The organism is Armatimonadota bacterium (assembly GCA_016223145.1).
Classification (GTDB): Bacteria; Armatimonadota; Fimbriimonadia; order Fimbriimonadales; family Fimbriimonadaceae; genus Nitrosymbiomonas.
This window is the reverse complement of the sequence record JACRPN010000020.1, coordinates 44,974-66,333: the sequence shown is the minus strand read 5'-3', so window position 1 is coordinate 66,333 and position 21,360 is coordinate 44,974. Positions and strand designations below refer to the sequence as shown.

Genomic DNA, 21,360 nt, shown 5'->3' with positions numbered 1-21,360 from the left:
TGCCATGACGCCGCACCTTCATCTGGACGGCCTGAGCCTCGGGGACTCCGGCCCTGGAATCGGCTTGCGCCTGGACGGCCGGCGGACGTTGTCCGTTTTTGGCCCGATCGGTTCTGGGAAGTCCCGCCTCATGAAGGTCTTGGCCGGGATGGAGCGTCCAGCGCGTGGGAACCTTGAGGCTTCGGGCAAGGTGGTGTTGGCGGCGCCAAACGGGCTGCCCAGGAAGGCCACGCCGCAATCCTTGGCGCAAGAGGGCGCGTCCAGGGGCTCCCACCACGTGGCCGAAGCCTTGACCAGTCTTGGGCTCTGGGACGTGCGCCAGAAACAGGTGTCGGACCTTGCCGCCGGCCGCCAGCAGGCGTGCCTGCTCTTGCCTGTGCTCGCGCGGACCGCGGATGTGATGCTCATCGACGGGCTTTTGGACCTGCTCGATCCTTGGACCTTTCATGACGTGCTCGCGGTCCTGCAGAAGCGGGTGGCCGGGGGGGCGATTCTCGTTGTCGCTACCCAAAACCCGGACTGGGCGGAGATGACCGACCACCTTCTGGTGCTCCGCTCGGGTGCGCCGGCGTTCGTCGGATCGATCGAGGACCTGCGCCGCGAGAACGCCTTCGAGGAGATCGTCGTCGAGACCACGGAGTTTGAGGGGGTTCGGGCGCTCTGCCAGCCGTTCGAAGTGCATTTTGAGGAGAACGGGTCCGAGCTAAAGATACGAACTCGGGAGGGCCAGGCGCTCGCGGCGAGCCTGCTCTCGGAGGGATACAACGACGTGCGCTCCGTGACGATCAGGCAGCCCTCGGCAAGACAGCTTCTCGAGAACCTGCTTCGCTAGGTGGCTCAGATGCTGCATAGCTCCAGCGGGCGATTGAGGAGAACTGGCCCTGCCAGGGGTCAGAAGAGAGTGGCCAGGGGTTGAGCGAACCAACACCCTTGGCAAGCCCCCACCAATCCTGCACCCCGCAAGGGGTGCCAGACCAGAGCCGCCCTACTTCTCTCCCGGCAGCACAATGCCTCTCATGATCACTCGCTGCGCCAGGAGAAACACAACCAGCGTCGGGAGCGCCGCCATCGTCAGCGCCGCCATCATCACCGACTTTGGCGCGACGTTCTGCAGTTGGTAGATCCATACCATGATCGTCCACATGCGCTGGTCCTGGCAGACCAGGAACGCATACATGAACGCCGAGTACGCCCCCATAAACGCCAGCAAGGCCAGGTACCCCAAGACCGGCCGCGCCATCGGAAGGGTGACTTTGAACATCATCGTGGTCTCGCGCGCGCCGTCGAGCTGGGCGGCCTCATAGAGCTCGGCGGGCAGAGAATCGAAGAACCCCTTGAGCAGGAAGATCATGTACCCGGAGGCCGCGGTGGGGAGGACCAGTGCTGAAAACGTGTTCAGCAGCCCCACGTCCTTCAGCAACAGGAACGACGGGATCATCGCCACCTCGGCTGGGAACGCCATCGTCGCCAGGAGGAACAGGAGGATGCGAGAGGTCGCTTTCAACGGGTAACGCGAGAGCGCGTAGGCGGCGAGGGGGTTCACCGTGAGCTGGGTCAGGATCGCCAAGAGGCAGAACAGCGCCGTGTTCACCACCGCTCTGCCGTTCAAGAGCATGTAGTCCACAACGTAACGGTAGTTGCGGGTCGAAAACTCCCAGCGCAACTCGCCGGCCTTGCCATCGACCGTGGCATGGTCCAAGCTCGCGACTGGAAGGGGTCCGGGATCGACCCTGGCCCAGAGCTCCTCCACGGTTCCCCCCGGGAAGCGGTCTCTGAGCTCGATCTTTCGGAACTCCTCGTAGAGCGGCCCGGACCGAACCAGCTTGATCTGCTCGAACTTGGCGGCCGCGCTGGCAACCTCCTTCGGCAATTTGCCGAACTGGTTCTGGGTCTTCTTGCGCAGGAACTCCTGGTAGAGCCGTTCCTCGCGAACCGGGATGCGGAATTCGATCGGGAGGTTCGCCTTGAAGTCGAGCCACTCGCGATACTTGAGGGTGTCTGGCCTCGCCCAATTGGCCCTTTCGAGCATCTCGGTGGGCGGCGCGACGCTCTGAAAGGCCAGCGCCTCCTCTATATAAGCGCGGTTCATCGCGTCGATGTCGTTGCGATAGCGCTCGCGCAGCCAGGCCTGATAACGCTGGGCGAGCTTGCTGGTCACTTGGTTGGGGGCGGTGCGGAATCCGGCGGACCAGCAGTCGAGCGGGAGGTCCTTTAGGAAGCCGCGATACCTCTCCAGGCTCTCTGCATTGGCGTCCCGTCCGACCTGGCTGCTCTCGATCAGGCTCAGATCGCCCATGTACTTGTCGTTCAGGAACTTGAACTCCAGCGAGCCCTGGTTGAGCTTGCCACCCTCGTCACGCTCGCGGACGTCGCGCCAAAAGTCGGGGACGAGGGCGTTGTCGTTCTGGTCTGTCGGGCCTTTGAAACCTGTGGAAACCATGATCGCGAACGGGTAGAGCGTGGTGATCGCTCCAGCGCAGAGGGCCAGGTAGATGATGCCCAGCGCGATCCGCGCACGCGGCCTCCTGCGCCCGACTCTGCCCACAAGGCTCATGGGGGCATTTTACAGGGACAGCAAGGGAGTTGAGTCGATAATAGGGGTGAGTCGGTGCGTTGGTTCCCAGATTAGGCGAGGTCCGGGTAGGTGGCATTGCGGCACCGGGGCATTGGGGCATAGAGGCATTGGGGCATAGAGGCATTGGGGCATTGGGGGCTAGAGGTTTGCGTGGCAATGGGGTGGCGCACCACCGGGAGTCCGCGAGGCTTGGGGCGCGGAGGGCAGGGCTATAGGGCAAAAGGCACAGGGGGTTAGGGGTGGAGGTTCCGGGAAGCCTGCGGGTTGCGAGCGCACTGGCCCCCTCATGCGGTTCGCTTCGCTCACCGACCTCTCCCCCCTCGAGCAAGGTGGTTCAGACTCCCCATCGCGCATCGCGTATCGCCCTCCGCGTCCCAGGCCCGCTCACAACCCTCACCGACTCACCATCTCATCGACTCATCCCCCACCCCACTCCCTGTAAACTGCCCGCGTGCACGATCTCAGCCTCGCAAAGGACCTTCCCCAGTTGGCGGTCTTGTTCTTGATCGGGGCGATCGCTTCAGGCATCAACGCCGTTGCCGGTGGCGGCTCCTTTATCTCCTTTCCTGTCCTCACGGCTTTCGGCATCCCCAGCGTCATGGCCAACGCCACCAACGCCGCTGCGCTTTGGCCCGGCTCGCTGGGCAGCGCTTACGGCTACCTGAACCTATTGCCCAAGACGGGCCACCACCTGAGGTCGCTGTTCTGGCCGACGCTCTTCGGCACGGTCATCGGCGCTTACCTGCTACTCGCCCTAGGCCAACGCGTCTTCGACATCGCTGTACCGTTCCTGATCTTTGGGGCGGCCATCGTGCTGACGTTTCAGGACCGCATCAAGGCGGCCGTGAACCAGCATCACGGCGAGGTCTCGGTTCAGTTGGGCATGCTCCTGCAGTTCCTCATCTCGGTCTATGGCGGCTATTTCGGCGCGGGAATGGGCTTCTTGATGCTCGCCTCCTACGCGCTCTATATCGAGGGGAATCTCCATGAGCTGAACGCAATGAAGGTCTGGCTCGGGCTGCTCATCAACCTGGCCGCGAGCGTTCTCTTCGTGGTGAAGGGGCAGGTCCTGTTCACCTCCGGGGCCTTTCTCTCGCTCGGAGCGATTGTTGGAGGCTACTTGGCGGCGCGATACGCCCAGCGCCTGAACGCCTCGAAGATGCGCGGCTGGGTGGCGGCTTATGGGTTCGCCACAGCGGCCTACTTCGCTTGGCGGGTGCTTGGCTGATGTGCGTGTACGCCCATAGGGGCTTTTGGGCCCTTTCGGCTCATGCCAAGCGTCGCGAGCGACCATACTGAAACCCAATGAGCCTCAATGATCGATGGGTTCAGCCGGTGGTCTTGGAGGGTGTGCACGTCCGCCTTGAGCCCGTTACCATGGCGCACGTTCAGGGCCTCTTCGAGTCGTGCCGCGACCCCGCCGTTTGGACTTACCTGACACAAAGGCAGCCCTCGACGCATGCCGAAATGGCCGATTACGTCGCCGACATGGTCAGCCTCTTGAGCAGCGGCAGCCGGATCGCTTTCGTGATCGTTCGCCGCGTTGACGGTGTCGTCCTTGGGACCACCAGCTACTTCGACATCAGCGCCTTTGACGAAAAGCTCGAGATCGGCTACACCTGGCTCAGCCCGAACGTCTGGCGAACCCCGATCAACACCGAGTGCAAGTTCTTGCTCCTGCGGCACGCCTTTGAGGAGCTGGGGTGCGGGCGCGTCCAACTCAAGACCGATGCGAGAAACACCCGGTCGCGCAACGCGATCGAGCGGATTGGAGCGAAGCCAGAAGGCGTGCTGCGGCGGTTCCAGAAGCGCTTCGATGGCTACGTGCGCGACACGGCGATCTTCTCGATCACACGCGAGGAATGGCCCGAAGTGAAGGTGAGGCTCCAGGGTCTGATGAGCGGCCAAACGGCCGAGACCTCCTGATAGAAGCGCTGGATTCGACCCGGAATCCTTGGCAATCGCGCAGATGCGTGATAGGGTAACGATTGCGCCTTAGGGCGCGTGAAACATCATCAGGCGGCGTCATGGGTCAAAGCCGACACGTGCGCCGCGATGACAGGCCCCGCCAGGGTTTGCTGGCACTTTGGGCGGCAACGACCTCTACCGCCCCATGAAGTGAAGGAGAGCTTCGCAGAATGAAGCGCCTTTTTTGGTCCCCGTGCGTCGATCGCGCCGGGGACCCTAATCTTCGGGCCAGGTTGAGAAACCTGTGCGCAATTCAGCGCCTTTTTGCGCATCTGCAAGTGAAAGGCGCCCGCCCAAATGAGGCCCTTCGGTCCACCCCGAAAGAATTCTGAGATGCGCCCTAATACCTCTCCAACTCCAACTCCGAAGCGATGACCGCGGCCTCGCCGCGGGTCTCGACGAAGTCCAGCACCTTGTCCAGCAGCGCGTTGGCGTGCGAGGGCTCATTGCTCACACAGGCCACTCCCAAAGTCGTGCGGCGGTGCTTGTCTAGGTCGCCTACTTCCGCAATCGCCACGTGATACTCACGCCGAATGCGGTCCACCAGGCTGCGCACGATGCGGCGCTTGTCCTTCAGGGAATCGCACCCCTCAAGCGACAGCGTGACTTTGAGAACCCCAACGACCATGGCGCGATCAGCCCATCGGGTGCCGGTTCAGCGCGGAATAGCGCCCCGTCGCGTAGTGTTCGAGTTGGCGCTCGATGTCGGCGAGCAAGGTGCTTGCGCCCACCCTGAAGAGCTCTGGCTGAAGCCAAGCGTCGCCAAGCTCCTCCTTCATCAGGATCATCCAATCGAGCGCTTGCTTGGCCGTGCGGATGCCGCCGGCGGGCTTGAAACCGACCCGGAACCCGGTGCGCTCGGCGTAGTCCCGGATCGCGCGGACCATGGCCAGCCCTACTGGGATCGTCGCATTGACGGGTTCTTTGCCCGTCGAGGTCTTGATGAAGTCCGCACCGGCCATCATCGCGACGATGGACGCCTTGGCCACGTGGCGCAGGGTCCCAAGATCGCCGGTCCCCAAGATCGCCTTGAGGTGCGCTTCGCCGCAAGCCTCTCGGAACGCCGCCACCTCGTCGTAGACCGCCTTCCACTGGCCCGTGAGCACGTGCGAACGATTGAGCACGATGTCTATTTCGGCCGCTCCCGCATCGACCGAAGCGTGAATCTCATCAATCCGCTGCTTCAAGGGGCTCTGGCCGTGAGGAAACCCCGCGCTGACCGCCGCAACGGGGATTCCCGACCCTGCTAGCGCTTCGCAGGCAATGGCGACCTGATGGTGATAAACGCAAACGGCCCCCGCGCGAATCGGCAGGGCCGTGGCGCCGAGGACCTCCAGCAAATCCTGCCGGACCGGCTGCCTGGCCTTGGCGCAGAGCCGCGAAACCGTTCCGGGGGTGTCGTCGCCGCTCAGAGTCGTCAGGTCGATGAGCGTGATTGCCTTCAGAAGCCATGCGGCTTGCCATTGCTTTTTGACTGTGCGCCTGCCGGGAAGAGTCGTCGCGCGTCGCTCGATGGCGCTGCGGTTGGCCCGCATGGATTCGACCCAGTCCAGGTCGAGGGTGCAGCCGGAGTTCCGCCCCAGGTTCGGGGTCCTTGCGTTTAGGGCAGCCATGGGTGGTCTCTCAAGTATAGAGCGCCGTAAACCGAAAGGAAACTTTGTCGGTTGGAGTATGCTCGATCCATGAGCGGTCAGAAAGCCCTCCATGTGATCCGAAACGCCAAGGCGGCGGAGGTCTTGATGCACCCGATCCGCCAGCAGCTACTTTCGCTCCTGGCCGAGCCGGCATCTGCCGCAGCCGTGGCGCAGACCGCCGGCATCACACGTCAGATCGCGAATTACCACCTCAAGGAACTCGAAGCCGCAGGTCTTGTCGAAGCAATCCAGGAGCGCAAGCGCGGAAACGTGACGGAGAGGATCCTGCGGGCCAAGGCGCTGGCCTATGCTCCCTCACCTGAAGTTGCCGGACCTGTCCAGGCGAACCCCGATCTGGTCGCCGACCGGTTCTCGATCGAGTACTTGGAATCGCTCGCAGCGCGGATGCTCTCAGAGGTGGCTCAGGTCGAGGAGCAACCAACGACAGTTGGCGGGCGGGTACCGAGCATGTCGCTGGAGGCGGCGGTCAAGTTCCGCTCGGCCCAGGATCGTGCGGCCTTTGCGAGCGAGCTCTCGGGTGCGGTGAAGAAGCTCATCGACCGCTATCATTTCGCCAGCTCTACCGATCCCGACACCTACCGCTTTCTCCTCATCGCCCACCCGCTTCCTCGGGAATAGCAGGCTCGTCGCTGGAGCCGAAGACTTCAGAGAGCTCACCTGGCGAGCAGACGCGACCCCTGGCCGGCTGGAAGCCCCGCCCCTTAGCGGCTGACATCAGCCGCCACTCTGCCGGCCGCCGACGCCTTCAGGCTGCCGGTCTTGGGCCACTGCAGAGAGTGCCCGACGATCTCCGCGGGGGCTCGACTGCGGTTGCGGGCGAGACTTTGGGAGAAGAGGCCGCGTCGTGAGGGGCGCCCTCTGGCAGGTCTGTTGCGTTCCACCTCGCTCCACCGGGGCGATTTGGGAACACGCAATGCAGCGATGGGGCATGAGACCCACCTTCACACCACGCCCTCTGCACCCAGTGCCCCGCACCCTGCGACCCGCACCTCAAGTGCCGGAGGGACCAAAGGCCCTCCCCTCCTGATCCCACCTTCGACACAATAGGGCCGAGACACGAACTGCGAAGCCGCATTCACTTTGGGCCCCTGCCGCGCGACGAAGGTGTCTCACGAAAACAAGAGTCGCAGAGGGCCGGCAAGCGTGCGACGGCGCAGGAGGTGCAAGGGCGATGCTCAGCCTCCTGATAACGTCGACAATCGTTTCAGCCGCCTTCCTGACGGTCGAAACCCTCTTTGTCTCCGCTCTTTTCGGCGGGTTGATCCTTTCGTATCTGCTCCTCCTTGGCGCCGGCAGGTTCCGGTTCCTCCGCCTCAGGTTGCCTAGGTTTCTCGCGAAGCCGTTCCTTAGGGTGCGGTTCAAAGCGAGCGGCAATGTCAACCGGCTGGAAGCGCTTCCTGGCGCGGTGCCGATGTCGCTCGGACTCAGTGTTACGGGGTTCGGGCTCTTCGGCCTGTTGCTCAGGGATCAGGCGCACTGGCCTTCCGGGGCGTCGGTGCTCGGAGCCCTCGTCCTCAGCCTCGGTCTCACAACGCTGTTCCTCACAGCTTTGGCGCGCCTTTTCGGGCACACCGCCACTGCGCTCAGCGGTGAGGCGCTGGTCGGCAAGGTTGCAGCTGTCAGCCTGGAGATCCCTTCAGGCGGGGTTGGCCGCATCGCCTATGAATCCGACGGCAAGCGCCACACCATGCCGGCGCGGTGCGAGAGCGCTCTGGGTGAGCAGGCCCTAGTGCCTGGGACCCGGGTGTTTGTGGTGGGTCTGGAGAAGGGCATTGCCAGAGTCGAGGAGCTGTAATCGGAGACAACAATGGAAACCCTTCTGCACTCGCCGCTGACTTGGGTTGGCGCCGTCGTCCTCGCGATGTTCGCCATCCTCGGTTACTTTGCCGGCCGCTATGAAAAGGTCGGACCTAATGAAGTCCTGATCGTCAGCGGCCGCCCGTCCAGCTATCAAGGCGCCGACGGCGTCCGCGTCAACAAGAACTTCCGCATCTTCCACGGAGGCGGAACGTTCGTTTGGCCCGTGCGCGAGCGCGTCGACCGACTGAGCCTTGAACTCATGACGCTTGAGATCAAGACCCCCGAGTTCTACACGAAGTTCGGTGTCCCGATCATCGTGGACGGCATCGCCCAGATCAAGGTGCGCAGCGACGACCCGGTCGCGCTGATCACTGCCGCCGAGATGTTCCTCTCCAAGTCTCGCACGGAGATGAACGAGATTGCCCTGCAAATGATGTCCGGCCACCTGCGCTCGGTCATCAGTACCCTCCCGTTCGAAGAGATCCACTGCTCGCCCGAGATGTTCGCGCAGACGGTCCAGCGTCTGACCGCCGAGGACCTCGCGAATATGGGCATCCAGGTCGTGAGCTTCACCATCCGCGAGATCCAGGACCCCAAGGGCTACCTTCAGGCGATCGGACGCCCGAAGATGGCCGAGGTTCAGAAGAACGCGGTGCTTGGCGAAGCCACGGCCACCCGCGATTCCACCATGGGCAAGTCGCTTGCCGAAAGGGAAGCGACGATCACCTCTTCCAAGGCTGTCGAAGACGCTCGATTGGCACAGATCAATGCGGACGTCGCCGTCGCCAAGGCGGAGAAGGACAAGAGCATTCAGCTCGAACGGTTCAACGCCGAGGTTGCCCTGGAGCAGGCGCAAAAGGACCTGGCCTATGACCTTCAGAAGGCCAAGACCCAGCAGGCCCTGACCGAAGAGGCGATGGGGGTGAGCCTCATCGAGAAGCGCAAGCTGATCGAGCTTGAGCAATCGGAAATCGAGCGCCGAGAGCTGGAGCTGATGCACACCGTGCGCAAGCCGGCGGAGGCCGAAGCCAAGAAGATTCAGATGCTCGCCGATGCCGAGCGGGAGCGAAGAATGGCCATGGCGGAAGCCGAGGCGCAGGCCACGCGCAAGATGGGTCTTGCCGACGCGGAGGTGATCCGGGCCAAGGGCGAAGCCGAAGCGGAAGCTATCCGCCAGAAGGCGCTCGCCGAGGCCGAGGGCCAGCGCGCCAAGTTCCTCGCCGAAGCCGAAGGCATGCAGCAGAAAGCCAAAGCCTGGCAGGAGTACAACGAGGCGGCGCTCTCCCAGCTCCTCATCGAGAAGCTCCCGGAGATCGCCGGCGCGGTGGCCCAGCCGCTGTCGAAGATCGACCGGATTACGATGGTCCAGAACGGCGGCTCCAGCGATGGTACGGGGATCGAGAAAGTGACCAAGGGCGTTTCGGAAGTGCTGATGCAGCTTCCGGGCGTCGTGGAGACCATGAGCGGCCTCAACCTTCCGGAGATGCTCGCCAAGGTGCCCGCGCTTTCGGGCAAGACGGCCAAGAACGGCGCCGCCGCGAAACCGGCCAAGGCAGTGACAAGCGCCAAAGAGTAGCCGGCATTCAGGCTTGGCCCGGAGAGTGCCCAGCCTCCCTGCACCCCATGTTGCGGCGCAGGGAGGCTGGGCTTTGGTTCAGGGTCTTGTGGGCTTGCCGAAAAGTGTCCAGGCAACGACGTCAATCTATAAGGGCTACAGATTCCCAGTTGCCATCCGTTGGCGTCTTTGCGGGGAGTCCTAAGGAGCCTCCGGGCGCAGTTGCTGAGCCTTGACGGCGATCAAGGTCACCTTGGGTAGCTTGAACGTGATCGTGTTCCCTTTGATCCGGATAGCCAGCGCCGTTTTGAGCGCTTCATCGGCGCCCTCGAACCGCTCTCGCAACTCATCTGCCTCTTTTTCCGGTGTCCCGATCCTCTTGCACCAGTCTTCGAGTTCGATCTCAACGGCGTGCTTGGGGTTCTGAACCTCTTCCCACAGGAGTTTGAGGCCGGCTTTGCTGAACTGGCTTCGAAGCTCCGCAAGCGTCCAGGTTCGGTGGTGCGTCCAATCCCTCAGCCTTTCGATCTCCTCAATCTGGCGTGCGGTTTCAGCGGGCTCAGGGCCGTAGTTGTCCACGAACGCCAGCTTTCCTCCCAGCTTGAGCACCCTCGCCGCCTCCCGAAAAAACCGGGGCTGGTCGGGGAAGTGGTGTGCCGCGATCCGGCAGGTGACGACTTCGAAGGACCCGTCCTCGAAAGGAAGCGCCTCGGCATCGCCCAACTGGGCTGAAACGTTCGTCAGCCCTCGCTTCGATGCCGTCTTCAGCGTCTGATCCAGCATCCCCTGGCTCAAGTCGAAGGCGATCACCTCGCGGACGTGGGGAGCAAACGCCAGCGCCGTGTGGCCGGCGCCTGTGGCGACGTCGAGCAAGCGGTCGGAAGGAGAGGGGCCAACCCAGTGGACCAGTTCTTCCAGAGACCGGGCGTCGGAGTGGCCCCTGCTGACGGCATACTTGGCTGCGTTTTCGCCGAATCGGTCTGCTGTGCTTTCTTTGACGCCCTTTTGCCTCTGCATCAAGCTCTGCCCATTTTGATGCCAAGGGAGTTCGCAACTTTGCGCAAATCGCTCATCATTTCACCGAACCGATCCGGCGTCAGAGCTTGCGAACCATCGCTCAGCGCCTTTTTGGGGTTCGGGTGCATTTCCACCATGATGCCTTCGGCCCCGATGGCCAACGCCGCACGCGACATCATCGGCACATAGCGCGCCACGCCCGTGCCATGCGAGGGGTCCACGACCACCGGCAGGTGGCTATGCTCTTTGAGCACCATCACCGCTGCGAGGTCGAGCGTGTTTCGAGTGTAAGAGCGATCCAAAGGAACGATTCCCCGCTCGCACAGCACCACATTCGGGTTGTCCTGGTTCAAAACGTATTCGGCGGCGAGCAGAAACTCGTCAATGGTAGCGGAGGGACCCCGCTTCAAGAAAACCGGTTTGCCGCTTTTTCCCGCTTCGATGAGCAGGGGAAAGTTCTGCATCGAGCGCGCGCCGATCTGGAGCATGTCGACATGCTCGGCGACGACGCCCACCATGTCGGCGGACATCACTTCGGTGATCGTGGGAAGGCCCGTTTCCTGGCCCACCTGCTTCATGATCTTCAGGCCTTCGACTGCGAGGCCCTGGAACGCATAAGGCGAGGTCCTGGGCTTGAACGCGCCCCCGCGCAGCATCTCGGCTCCCGCGTCCTTCACGATCTTCGCGGATTCCAGGAGCTGCTCGTACGATTCGATGGAGCATGGCCCGCCGATGACCGCAAACCGGCCGGGTCCAAACGTTGCGGAGCCCACCTTGACGACCGTCGACTCTTTCTGCCACTCGCGGCTGGCCCTCTTGAATGGGCGGCTGACGTCGGCGACCTTGCTGACTCCGACGAGGCCGCCAAGCTCGCCGTGGAGCGTGTCCCTAAGTTCCGGCGGGATGGCGCTGGGGATTCCAATGGCGGTGAGAGCGCCGGGCATGACGAGGGATTTCAGCTCGGGGTGGGCTTCGATGGCCTCGCACACCGCGCGAATCTGCTCCTCCGTCGCTCCCTGCTGCATCAAGATGATCATGAGTTCGGGTGAGAGGATACCTTTTGGGGGCGAAGGGCGAAGGGCGAAGGGCGAGAGGCGAGAGGCGAATCACGCATCGCGGCCTCAAGGAGAGGGGCATAATCGCGGGATGGGTACAGAGTTCGAGATCGTCGAGGTGCCGGAGCGGCCTTGCGTGTTCATTCGGCGAACGGTAAAGAGAAGCGGAACCGGCGAAGCCTACATGGAGGGCCTGCCGAAGGTGTTCGACTATGTCGGCAAACACGGGAAGCACGTCAACGGCCCCCTCGGGAGGTACACCGCATGCAGCCCGGACGAGCTAACGGTTGAGATCGGCGTCATGACCGAGACTCCTCTTGACGGCGAAGGCGAGATCGAGTCCGGCACGTTTGGCGGATTTCGCGGGCTCAAGGGCGTGCACGTTGGGTCCTATGACCGGCTCCACGAACCCTCTTTGCAAACGAACGAATATCTGGAGACGCAGGGAAACGTCCTCGCCCAAGCACTATCCCCGAACTCCTACATATTCAGGACCCACTTGATAGCTAAGGGCCAAAATCATCTGCCCACATCTCTTGAACCGCCACCTTGCCGTTCGCAACGTCATCAATTCTGGAAGCAGTCAGCACTGTCCGTGTACTGATATCTCCGATCCTGCTGACTCCAGTCGCTCTCATGGTTGAAGACAAAAACCTCAACTGTTCAGAAGGTTCTCCCGGTGTCATCCATGCCAGCGCGACCGGCCAACTTCCAAGGTCAAAGCGCCACTTACCTTCTTCTCGCCTAGCAAAAAGGAACGGGTAAGTCCGCTTGACTTCTGGCGACGAAACTGCCTTCGAGTCGTGCATTTCTATCCGAAATGCAACGCGGCTTTCTTGCTCGGAACCAGGCGAGCAGCAGACAATTTCAATCCTGCGAGCGTCCGGCCCAATCCTCGCAGCCAACGCCGCCATCAACTGGCAAAACTCCCTTTCCGACATGCATGAGCGGCGCTGTTGAGTTAATGAAGCCATACGGAAAACGCGCACCCACTCTCCTTGTCGGGCGAAAGACTGCAATTCGAGTGCGCGGTCGTCAGGCGGCGGCAAGCCTCCACCAAAGAGCAGCCATCCCGCTCCGCAGGTGAAAGTAACCGACACTGCTACCCAATACTGAAATTTCATATTGGCTACCCGAAGCCATCCTGATGACCGTGCTTCGCTTATGGGGGAGAAAAGCCTAGACAATAGCCGTTCGCCTGGCAAGTGGATGTGTTGTACTCGTAGATAAAGTATCTATCAAGGACATAATCTGGACAGCCTCCACCTGAACACAGCCACTTGTAATAGTGGTATTGGCAGCATTTGCCGCTATGAATGGAGCAGGCGTAAAAGTCCACGTCGATGATGGGAAGGCAACCGCCAGGGCAGTCGTTTTCTTCATTGCCCGGGCATGCTGCAAACACTTGCGAGAATAGCACTAAGCACACTCAAAGTGCTGCTAGATTCAGCAGACGAAACGGAGTGATAAGTCTTGTTAGCTTCATAGTAGTTGTCTCCTGTGTTCTGCGTACTTAGCGATTTGCGGCCTTTCTCCTCAATACACTAATCAACTCCAATCTCCTATAGGGCATCCGTCCCTTGTAAACTGAACCATTAGCTCGCAATTCGATAACAAGTGGATTTGCCAATTCAGGGTCGACGGCAGGTTGGCTAGGCATGAAAAAGAGCTCGTCATGCGTATGACAGATGAGAAGTGCGTAGCTGCCTGCGAGGCGTGCGTATTCCGCCTCGCGAGCAGCGTCCTGCCTCTCAATGAACCTGTCAAGTTCCTTATATTCTGGGTTTGGCTTCGTTGTCCAAACGAACCGCCACTGATAGTTGGAAGCCACCATCGACCTAAGGGCAACCGGAAAATCTGGGCAAAAGAAGATGTCGGCACCTTTGCAATAGGGCACCAACGATCCAGGCGTTGCTCGTACCCTCGCAATGTCGGTTTCGTCGCTATCGGTCGCGTATTGTGAGATCGCAGCGTATAGCTGCCTAAGGTTCGACATGCAAGCTACCTGCCTCCCTCCTTCCTTCGAGCGAACAAAGGTGGGAAAGACCAATGCAGCGACGATTGCGATGATTAGTATGACGACTATTGTCTCGAGTAGACTGAATCCTCGGGTTTTGTGCAACAAGGCGCACCTCCAGGAGCGGAGCGCTGGCTCGCGGCAGAGCGTGATGGGTGAAAAAGCATCCAAGTGCGGTAGGACACGTCTTCTTGTATGACGGGATCCGAGAGAATGGCTCTAGTCCAGCAGATGAGAGCTAGCCAGGCGAGCACGGTGACACCCATTCGAGAGGATGTGCCCTTCCAGATTATGCTTGCAACGGCCATGTTTCTCATTGAAACTACACTACAGGAGCACGATAGCGCGATTCGTACCCACATTGCCTCGTCCTTTGTCAAGTCTCGTCAAAGAACAAGTAAAAATACTGTCCCAAGCGATTGCGGTCTGAAATCGAAAGTGCTGCTTGCTGCCTACCATCGCGTATGACTTGCGCTCGGATAGAATCCAAACACCGATGACGGCGATGTCCAAAGCGCTTCGCTTCCTGCTCGCAGGCCTCTGCTTGAACGTGGTCCCCTGCGCCTTCGCCCAAACCAAGACCTCCCAACCCTTGGAGCTCACCGTCTGGGGCATATCCTATGGCCCCGACTCCAAAGGGATCGAGGCGGTGGTTCGCGAGTTCGAGCGGCGAAACCCCGACATCCGCGTCCGGGTCTTCAGCATGGGCGCGGGCGCCATGGATCCCCAGAAGCTCATGACGAGCATCGTCGGCAACGTTGCGCCGGACGTCATCAACCAGGACCGCTTCACGATCGGCGATTGGGCCTCGCGCGGCGCCTTTCTGCCGCTCGACGACTTCATCACGAGGGACAAAGCCAAAGACCCTCTCTGCCCGGTCAAAGAGCAGTACTACCCTGCCACCTGGCAGGAGGCGATGTTCGATGGGAAGCTCTATGCGATCCCGACCGGCGCGGACGACCGCGTGCTCTACTGGAACCGGGCCATCTTCAGGCGCCATGCCGAGGGACTGCGCAAAGCGGGGCTCGACCCGGAACGTGCCCCGCGTAATTGGACCGAACTCCTGGCCTACTCGAAGGTGTTGACGGAGCGGGACAAGGCCGGCAACCTCAAGGTCGCGGGCTTCCTGCCGAACTTCGGCAACTCATGGCTCTATATGTACGCGTTCATGACCGGTGCGAGCTTCCTGAGCGCCGACGGACGCACCTGCACGCTCGACACCCCCGAGGCCGAAGAAGCGCTGCAATTCATGGTCGACGGCTACGAGATCGTCGGCGGCTACGAGAAGGCGATGGCCTTCCAATCAGGCTTCCTGCAAAACCTGAACGACCCGTTCATCGTGGGCAAGGTCGCCATGAAGATCGACGGCGACTGGATCCTGAACGCCCTCTCACGCTACGGCCCCGACCTGGAATTCGACACCGCCCCGGCCCCGATCCCCGACGCGCGCCTGGCGAAGACCGGCCGCTACGCGAAGGAAAAGGACACTTTCATCACTTGGACCGGAGGCTTCTCGTACGCGATCCCGCGCGGCGCGAAGCACCCCGAGGCAGCCTGGAAGTTCATCAAGTGGGCGACCAGCGTCGAGGGCCGCCTCACCGAAGTCCGCGCCCAGGCCGACTGGGAGCGAAAGCGGGGCCGCGAATTCATCCCCAGGCTCTCGGCGCATAAGGTTGCGCTCGAGGAGATCTACCGTGCCTTCAAGCCCGCCGACCCCAAGTTTGCCAAGGCTCTGCGCCAGCACGTCGACCTGATGCCCGTCGGACGTTTTCGGCCGGTCACCTTCATCGGGCAGCCCCTCTGGGATGAGCATGTAAGGGCCTTGGAGCGCGCCTGCCTGAAAACGATGACCCCAAAGGAGTCGCTGCTCTCCAGCCAGCGGGTCGTTCAGGTCGAGCTGGACAACTACTTCCGGACGGACCAGTACCCCATCGTCGACCTTCGCTATCCGGCCGCCATCGGCTTGGCGGGGTTGGGCGGGCTGGCGGTGTACCTGTGGGTTCGGTACCGCCGCCTCAGGTTAGGGGCGCTGGGGAGACACGAGGCGCGGTGGGGGTTCTTCTTGGTCTCCCCTTGGGTGGCGGGGTTCCTGGTGTTCACCCTCGGCCCGATGCTGGCCTCGATCTTCTTCAGCTTCACGCAGTACAACGTGTTGAGTCCGGCGCGGTGGGTGGGGTTGCGAAACTATCAGGACCTCGCCGGCGCCGACTCGACGAACGTCACCAAAGCGCTCGCCAACGCCGCCTATCTTGCCGGAATCGGCGTTCCCTTGTCACTCTTCACGGGCTTGGCGGTGGCGTTGCTGCTCAACGCAGCGGTGCGGGGGATGCGCTACTACCGCACCTTCTTCTATATGCCGGCGATTGTGCCGACGACGGCTTCGGCGGTGCTCTGGGCGTGGCTGCTCTCCGGCGACCCCAACAAGGGCCTAATCAACGCCGGATGGAACGCCACGATCACGCAGTGGGTCTCCGTCGCGCCCCCTGGATGGCTCGCGGCAGAAGCTTGGTCCAAGCCCGGGCTCGTCCTGATGGGGGTGTGGGGCGCCGGCAGCGGCATGATCCTGTGGCTCGCAGGGCTCAAGGGTGTTCCGACGACGCTCTACGAGGCGGCCTCGATCGACGGTGCGACGCCGACACGCCAGTTCTGGTCGATCACCTTCCCTCAGCTCACGCCGATCCTCTTCTTCAACTCGGTCATGGGGTTCATCGGGGCGATCCAGGAGTTCGATCGCGTCTACATGATGCGCACGCCCGAGGGCAACCCCGGCCCGGCGGATTCGCTCCTGATGCCGGTCTATCACCTTTTCCGCAACGGCTTCAACTACTTCAAGATGGGCTACGCCAGCGCCCTGGCCTGGCTGATTTTCGCGATCATCCTGGCGCTCACTTTGGCTCAGCTCAAGCTCAGTCCCAAGTGGGTTCATTACGACAACTGAGCTGCGGTAACGCTCGCTGTTGGGTTGTCAGTTCTCAAGACCGATAATCACGGCAGTGGATCGAGCCATTTCAATCGAAATGCTGGGCCGGCCACGCATTCTCAGGCACGGCACGGAGCTGCAGTTTCGCACGCAGAGAGCTCGGGACATCGTGCTTTACATCGCTCTTGAGGGGCCAGTATCACGCGCGGCCATTGGGCAGGAATTCTGGACAGACCTTGCGCCTGAGACACAGCGTAAGCGGGTCCGGCAGGAGCTTGTCTATGCCCGCAAGAGCCTGAAGACGGCGATCACGGAAGCAGGTGGCCGCTTGTCCGTCGTCGGCGCGCGTATAAGCGGCGGATGGGATCAAATCGAGCCTGCAAAGATGCCGGAGGCCATCGACCATGGCTTTCTGGCTGGGCTGGACTATCCGTGGGCCAGAGCGCTCCGACAGCAATGGGAACAGAAGCTGATGGAGCGTGGAATTCAGTTGGCGGTTCGTCTGGTTAAGGAATCCCCTGGGCAGGCGCTTACGTTTCTCGAAGCACTGGGGCGCCTGGATCCGTATCTGGAGCGGATTCCATTGCTAAAGGCTGAAGCCTGGAAGGCCCAGTGTTCGCCCGTCCGAGCGAGGGCAGCCATCGTCCAATATGCGGACTTCATCAAGAAGGAACTGAACCTCGATGTCGCGTGCGAGCTCCTCGAGCTGTGTGGGTGGACTTCCGATACGAAGTCCGATGAATCCGATTACGATTACGGGGCGCTGAGCCCTGTCCAGCGCGCCAAACTTGTGCTGGCCGAAGCGCCGGGGTGGCTCTCGAGGTCTCAGTCCCAAGTGGGACGCACGAGGCTGAGGCTGACCCTCGATCAGCCGCACCTGACCCCATTCCTCAGGTCCGAACTGCTGTACTGGCTCAGCAGGCTCGCTTCGGAAGCCGGCGACCTTTCCGATGCCCTTGAGCATGCCCAGGCGCTCACCAAGGCTGCCCGCAACCGGCGTCATGTTGCTCTGAGCCGACTCGCAATGGCTCGCGCCTTGTTCGGCGGAGTGCCGTTCGGCGAGATTCGGGCGCACTGCCTCGCTGTGTTTGCAATGGGCCGGCTTCTCGAACCTGAGTTCGTCGCCGAAGCGCACGCCTTGCTGGGGTCTGCCCTCTACTTTGAGAACGCGCTCGAAGATGCGGGCCGGGAGGCCAAACTGGCCCTTCGTATCAGCGTCCATGCCTGCCTGCCCTTCCAAGAGCTGCTTGCCGTGTCTCTGCAGGGAAGCATATTGTTCAAAGCTGGGAAGTTCGAGCGCGCCCAATCGTGTTTCGAGAGAGCTTGTGACTTGGGAAAGAAACACGGCATCGGTGTTCGCACTGGGCTTGCGCTGGCAAACCTCGGCAGAGCCCACGAGGCCACAGGCAATGCGCGGGAAGCAGAGCGATGCTATCTGGACGCACAGACGTTCTTTGAGGGCCGAGAAGCACGGGCGATGAAACCGATCGTGCTGACCTATCTGGGAGATCTTCGGTTCGGGGCAGGGAACGCACAAGCGGCCCTGCTTGCGCACTCTCAGGCCCTGGCTGAGCGAAGACTGTGCGGCGACTCGCGCGGGATCGCGACCTCCGCGCGCTGCCTGGCGCGGTGCCACATTGCCCTGGGCCGGTACCCCGATGCAGAGCGAAGGCTGCAACAAAGCCTCGCATTGGCTGCCGCGTGCGCCGACGAGTTCGGCATCGTCATGAACGAAGCGGTCATGGCACACCTTCGGCGGGCACAAGGCCGAATCCCTGAGGCGGCGGCGTACGCAAATCGGGCCCTCGCGACACTGGCGGCCAAGCCCGAGATGGCGCCAATTCCAGGAACGGAGAACCCCATCTACACGCTCAACGGTATTCGGACGCTCGCGCGAGACCTGGAGGGTCTGCTGAAAACGGGGTCCTCGGGGCGATCCCGGAACCAATGATGAACCTGGCCGGCGCAGACAAGACGCCAGAACTCCTGCTTCCGCCGCGGCTCTTTGTCCTCTAGCAGGAATTCCTGCCTTTTGCCCCCGTGACGTGCATTTCGGGCTAGCGCTAGCTGTTTGCTAGCGCCGCCTCTGATATCGTGTGTCGCCGTAAGCCTCCGAAGGGAGAGCCAAGGAGACCACTATGAAACCTATGATTCGTTTGGCAGCCGTGCTGGCCGGCATTGGCTGTGCGTTGAGCGCCTATGCGTCACTTTACGACTATCAAGCCGACTTTTCGATCGCCGGCGGAAACCCGAACGGGGCCTGGACCTACGGGTGGCAGGGTTCGCTCGGCGGCGCACTGACCAACTTCACAACCAGTGCCGACACCGGCGCGCATCTCGTTTGGTACACGCCCGGCATGGGCGCCGACACGCCGGCCGCGTTCCTGAACCACTCTGGTTCGACCATCAATGGCATTCTGAGCGGGGAGGCGGCACTCCATAGCGGCCTCAACGGTGAGCTTGGCGTTGCCCGCCTGACGGTGGCAAACGCAGGTACCGCGACCGTCAATGGCGCCTTTGGCGCGGGCGACATCGGAGCGGTGGACGTCCATGTAATGCACAACGGCGCGAGCTTGATGTCAGCCTATGGCACCTACTCTCAAGAGAGCTTCGCCCTCAGCTTTGCGGTTGCAGCAGGCGACACCATCGACTTCGTCGTCGGCCCAAACAACGGCTTCCACTACGACTCCACGCCCCTGGCCGCCACCATCGAGGTGGTGCCCGAACCCGCTACGCTCGCGGTGATTGGCCTTGGGCTTGCGGCGCTGCTTCGTCGGCGCGTCTCGGGCTGAGCCCAACCAGCCCTCGACCTGGCTGCTCGGGCCAAAACACCTTGCCCATGGCCCGGCAGCCGGTACACTTCGCCCTCGCTTATGCTGAGAGCAGCGTTCACCACGCTTGGATGCAAGGTTAACCAGTATGAGACCCAACGCATCCTGGAGAGCTTTGAAGGGGCCGGATTTCAGGTTGTTCCCTTTGAAGGGCAGGCCGACGTGTACGTCATCAACTCGTGCAGCGTGACCTCGGTCGCGGAATCCAAGAGCCGCTACACGGTGCGCAGGGCGACACGGTACAACCCGGCGGCAAAAGTGGTGGTTACGGGTTGCGCGGCACAGATGTCGGTGAACAAGGGCGAGGCATTCGCAGGCGCCGACGTGCTGGTTCCCAACCCCGAAAAGCTGGAGACTCTGAGCTGGCTGTTCCGAGCGTTTCCGGAGCTGGAGCGCGAATTGGCTCTTGGAGTGCGCGGGCAAGCCCGCGCTTTGGCCCCTCTCGACTCGATGGCCAGCGGAGCTCCCATTTCGGAGCACACGGAAAGCGCGGGCAAGCCCGCGCACTCCCAAAAGGCCTCCCAAAGCGTTCATGCCGCGCCTCAGGGGCGCAGCCGGGCGACCGTCAAGATTCAGGACGGTTGCAGCGTGTTCTGCAGCTACTGCTCGATCCCGTTCACCCGCCCGGGCATGCGCTCAAGGCCCGCTATGGAAGTCCTCGATGAAGTCGCTCGCCTGGCGGAATTGGGCTATCGGGAGGTGGTCCTGACGGGCGTGCTGATCGGTTCCTACGGACCGGAATCGGGCAGTGACGGACCCGCTTTCGAGGACCTCGTCGAGAAGATCGCCAGGATCGAGGGGATGAGTCGCGTTCGAATCAGCAGCATCGAGGCGCCCCAGGTTTCCGATCGGCTCGTCGCCTTGATGCAGGGCGGCCTGGCCGTCCCGCACCTGCACATCCCCCTGCAAAGCGGCGACACGGGAGTCCTGAAGGACATGAACCGCCGCTACGCGCAGGACGACTATATTCGGCTCTGCCACAAGCTCTACGAGGCAGTGCCGGACCTGTCGATCACCACCGACATCATGGTCGGCTTCCCGACCGAAGACGAGGAGCGGTTCGCCTCGACCCTGCATGTTTGCGAGGAGGTTCGCTACCTCAAGGGACATGTGTTTCGGTTTAGCCCGAGGTGGGGCACGCCCGCCGACCAATGGGGCGATCCCGTATCGCCCGAGGAGAAGCAGCGCCGGAGCGTGCTCGTGCAGCAAGCGACCCAGCGCACCGGCGAAGCGCATGCGAGGCGGTTCCTGGGACGGACCATGCGCGTGCTCGCCGAGGGCAAGGAGAACCGCGACGGCCTGATGCACGGTTTGACGGACAACTACCTCGAGGTCGCTTTCGCAGCGCCGCCATCGATCGCCCGAACGTGCGTCTGGGTTCGGCTCGACGAAGCGCGAAACGGGACCCTTTACGGCGAACTCGCGCCGGAGCCAACCCAAGCCAACGGACGCCTTGTCCTAAGGCAGTAGCGGTGACATCCGCCGAAAAGGGAAAGCCAAGGGCAACGTCGAAGGGTGATAGAGCACGCTTCAAGGGGCACTGCAGCCATGGCGACTCTCTTCACCCGAATCATCGAGCGGGACATCCCGGCAGACATCGTCTATGAGGACGAGCACTGCGTCGCCTTCCGCGACATCAACCCGCAGGCCCCGGTCCACGTCCTCATCGTCCCGCGACAAGAGATCTCGGGTGTTGCCGAGGTACCGGAGGAAGGCGACCATTGCCGGCTCTTGAATGCCGCCCGGAAGGTCGCCGAGAAACTGGGCTGTAGCGCGAGCTATCGGCTTGTGATCAACCAGGGCCCCGAGGCCGGCCAGACGGTGGACCACCTTCACATCCACTTGCTGGCTGGGCGGCCGTTCGATTGGCCTCCGGGATAGGAAGCCCCATCCCCTTGGAGCGAAGTCGAAGACCCCGCGCCTTACGGGGCGAGAGGGGGAACGGGTTGGGGATGGAGATTTCCCCA

The 21,360-nt window shown here is 62.1% G+C and carries 18 protein-coding genes; 12 read left to right on the top strand and 6 right to left on the bottom strand.

Annotated elements, in window-relative coordinates:
• The first annotated feature begins 4 nt into the window (after positions 1–4).
• A complete protein-coding gene (locus tag HZC36_15360; protein ID MBI5708359.1) occupies positions 5–832 on the top strand; it encodes an ATP-binding cassette domain-containing protein in 828 nt (275 codons plus the stop codon).
• 153 nt (positions 833–985) lie between these two features.
• Here HZC36_15360 and HZC36_15355 read toward each other — a convergent pair whose 3' ends face one another.
• Positions 986–2,554: a carbohydrate ABC transporter permease gene (locus tag HZC36_15355; GenBank protein ID MBI5708358.1), complete on the bottom strand. Its 1,569-nt coding sequence runs from the start codon at positions 2,552–2,554 to the stop codon at positions 986–988.
• Between the two features lie 472 nt (positions 2,555–3,026).
• On the opposite strand from HZC36_15355, the gene HZC36_15350 reads away from it, so the two are divergent.
• Together HZC36_15350 and HZC36_15345 are read left to right on the top strand one after the other, a co-directional pair.
• Complete coding sequence (locus HZC36_15350; GenBank protein ID MBI5708357.1) at positions 3,027–3,803, top strand: sulfite exporter TauE/SafE family protein; 777 nt, start codon at positions 3,027–3,029, stop codon at positions 3,801–3,803.
• Positions 3,804–3,880: 77 nt separating this feature from the next.
• The gene (locus tag HZC36_15345) at positions 3,881–4,501 is read left to right on the top strand and encodes a GNAT family N-acetyltransferase (protein ID MBI5708356.1); all 621 of its coding nucleotides are present in this window, start codon (positions 3,881–3,883) and stop codon (positions 4,499–4,501) included.
• Between the two features lie 382 nt (positions 4,502–4,883).
• Here the strand turns inward: HZC36_15345 and HZC36_15340 are convergent, their stop codons facing one another.
• Positions 4,884–5,171, bottom strand: coding sequence for a DUF503 domain-containing protein (locus HZC36_15340; protein ID MBI5708355.1), 288 nt, complete (start codon positions 5,169–5,171; stop codon positions 4,884–4,886).
• Positions 5,172–5,178: 7 nt separating this feature from the next.
• Positions 5,179–6,156, bottom strand: coding sequence for a deoxyribose-phosphate aldolase (deoC, locus tag HZC36_15335; protein MBI5708354.1), 978 nt, complete (start codon positions 6,154–6,156; stop codon positions 5,179–5,181).
• Positions 6,157–6,225: 69 nt separating this feature from the next.
• Between deoC and HZC36_15330 the strand changes: the two genes are divergently transcribed.
• From HZC36_15330 to HZC36_15320, 3 genes are all read left to right on the top strand, one after another.
• Entirely contained in the window at positions 6,226–6,816 is a 591-nt protein-coding gene (locus HZC36_15330) for a helix-turn-helix transcriptional regulator (GenBank protein ID MBI5708353.1), read from the top strand.
• Between the two features lie 553 nt (positions 6,817–7,369).
• Positions 7,370–7,993: a hypothetical protein gene (locus tag HZC36_15325; GenBank protein MBI5708352.1), complete on the top strand. Its 624-nt coding sequence runs from the start codon at positions 7,370–7,372 to the stop codon at positions 7,991–7,993.
• Positions 7,994–8,005: 12 nt separating this feature from the next.
• A complete protein-coding gene (locus tag HZC36_15320; protein MBI5708351.1) occupies positions 8,006–9,574 on the top strand; it encodes a flotillin family protein in 1,569 nt (522 codons plus the stop codon).
• Between the two features lie 180 nt (positions 9,575–9,754).
• Here HZC36_15320 and HZC36_15315 read toward each other — a convergent pair whose 3' ends face one another.
• Both HZC36_15315 and aroF read right to left on the bottom strand, forming a co-directional pair.
• Entirely contained in the window at positions 9,755–10,570 is an 816-nt protein-coding gene (locus HZC36_15315) for a methyltransferase domain-containing protein (protein ID MBI5708350.1), read from the bottom strand.
• Positions 10,570–11,607: a 3-deoxy-7-phosphoheptulonate synthase gene (gene aroF, locus HZC36_15310; protein ID MBI5708349.1), complete on the bottom strand. Its 1,038-nt coding sequence runs from the start codon at positions 11,605–11,607 to the stop codon at positions 10,570–10,572. The genes HZC36_15315 and aroF overlap by 1 nt, the downstream gene beginning before the upstream one ends.
• Positions 11,608–11,716: 109 nt before the next feature.
• Here aroF and HZC36_15305 point away from each other — a divergent pair, with 109 nt between their 5' ends.
• Complete coding sequence (locus tag HZC36_15305; protein MBI5708348.1) at positions 11,717–12,229, top strand: GyrI-like domain-containing protein; 513 nt, start codon at positions 11,717–11,719, stop codon at positions 12,227–12,229.
• A gap of 909 nt (positions 12,230–13,138) precedes the next feature.
• Here HZC36_15305 and HZC36_15300 read toward each other — a convergent pair.
• The gene (locus tag HZC36_15300; GenBank protein MBI5708347.1) at positions 13,139–13,747 is read right to left on the bottom strand and encodes a prepilin-type N-terminal cleavage/methylation domain-containing protein; all 609 of its coding nucleotides are present in this window, start codon (positions 13,745–13,747) and stop codon (positions 13,139–13,141) included.
• A gap of 391 nt (positions 13,748–14,138) precedes the next feature.
• Between HZC36_15300 and HZC36_15295 the strand changes: the two genes are divergently transcribed.
• The 5 genes from HZC36_15295 to HZC36_15275 all read left to right on the top strand — a co-directional run bounded on the left by HZC36_15295 (position 14,139) and on the right by HZC36_15275 (position 21,274).
• Positions 14,139–16,580: an extracellular solute-binding protein gene (locus tag HZC36_15295; GenBank protein ID MBI5708346.1), complete on the top strand. Its 2,442-nt coding sequence runs from the start codon at positions 14,139–14,141 to the stop codon at positions 16,578–16,580.
• Positions 16,581–16,635: 55 nt separating this feature from the next.
• Entirely contained in the window at positions 16,636–18,513 is a 1,878-nt protein-coding gene (locus HZC36_15290; GenBank protein ID MBI5708345.1) for a tetratricopeptide repeat protein, read from the top strand.
• Positions 18,514–18,700: 187 nt separating this feature from the next.
• Positions 18,701–19,354: a PEP-CTERM sorting domain-containing protein gene (locus HZC36_15285; GenBank protein MBI5708344.1), complete on the top strand. Its 654-nt coding sequence runs from the start codon at positions 18,701–18,703 to the stop codon at positions 19,352–19,354.
• 81 nt (positions 19,355–19,435) lie between these two features.
• Entirely contained in the window at positions 19,436–20,863 is a 1,428-nt protein-coding gene (gene mtaB, locus HZC36_15280) for a tRNA (N(6)-L-threonylcarbamoyladenosine(37)-C(2))-methylthiotransferase MtaB (protein MBI5708343.1), read from the top strand.
• 78 nt (positions 20,864–20,941) lie between these two features.
• The gene (locus HZC36_15275) at positions 20,942–21,274 is read left to right on the top strand and encodes a histidine triad nucleotide-binding protein (protein ID MBI5708342.1); all 333 of its coding nucleotides are present in this window, start codon (positions 20,942–20,944) and stop codon (positions 21,272–21,274) included.
• Positions 21,275–21,360 lie beyond the last annotated feature (86 nt).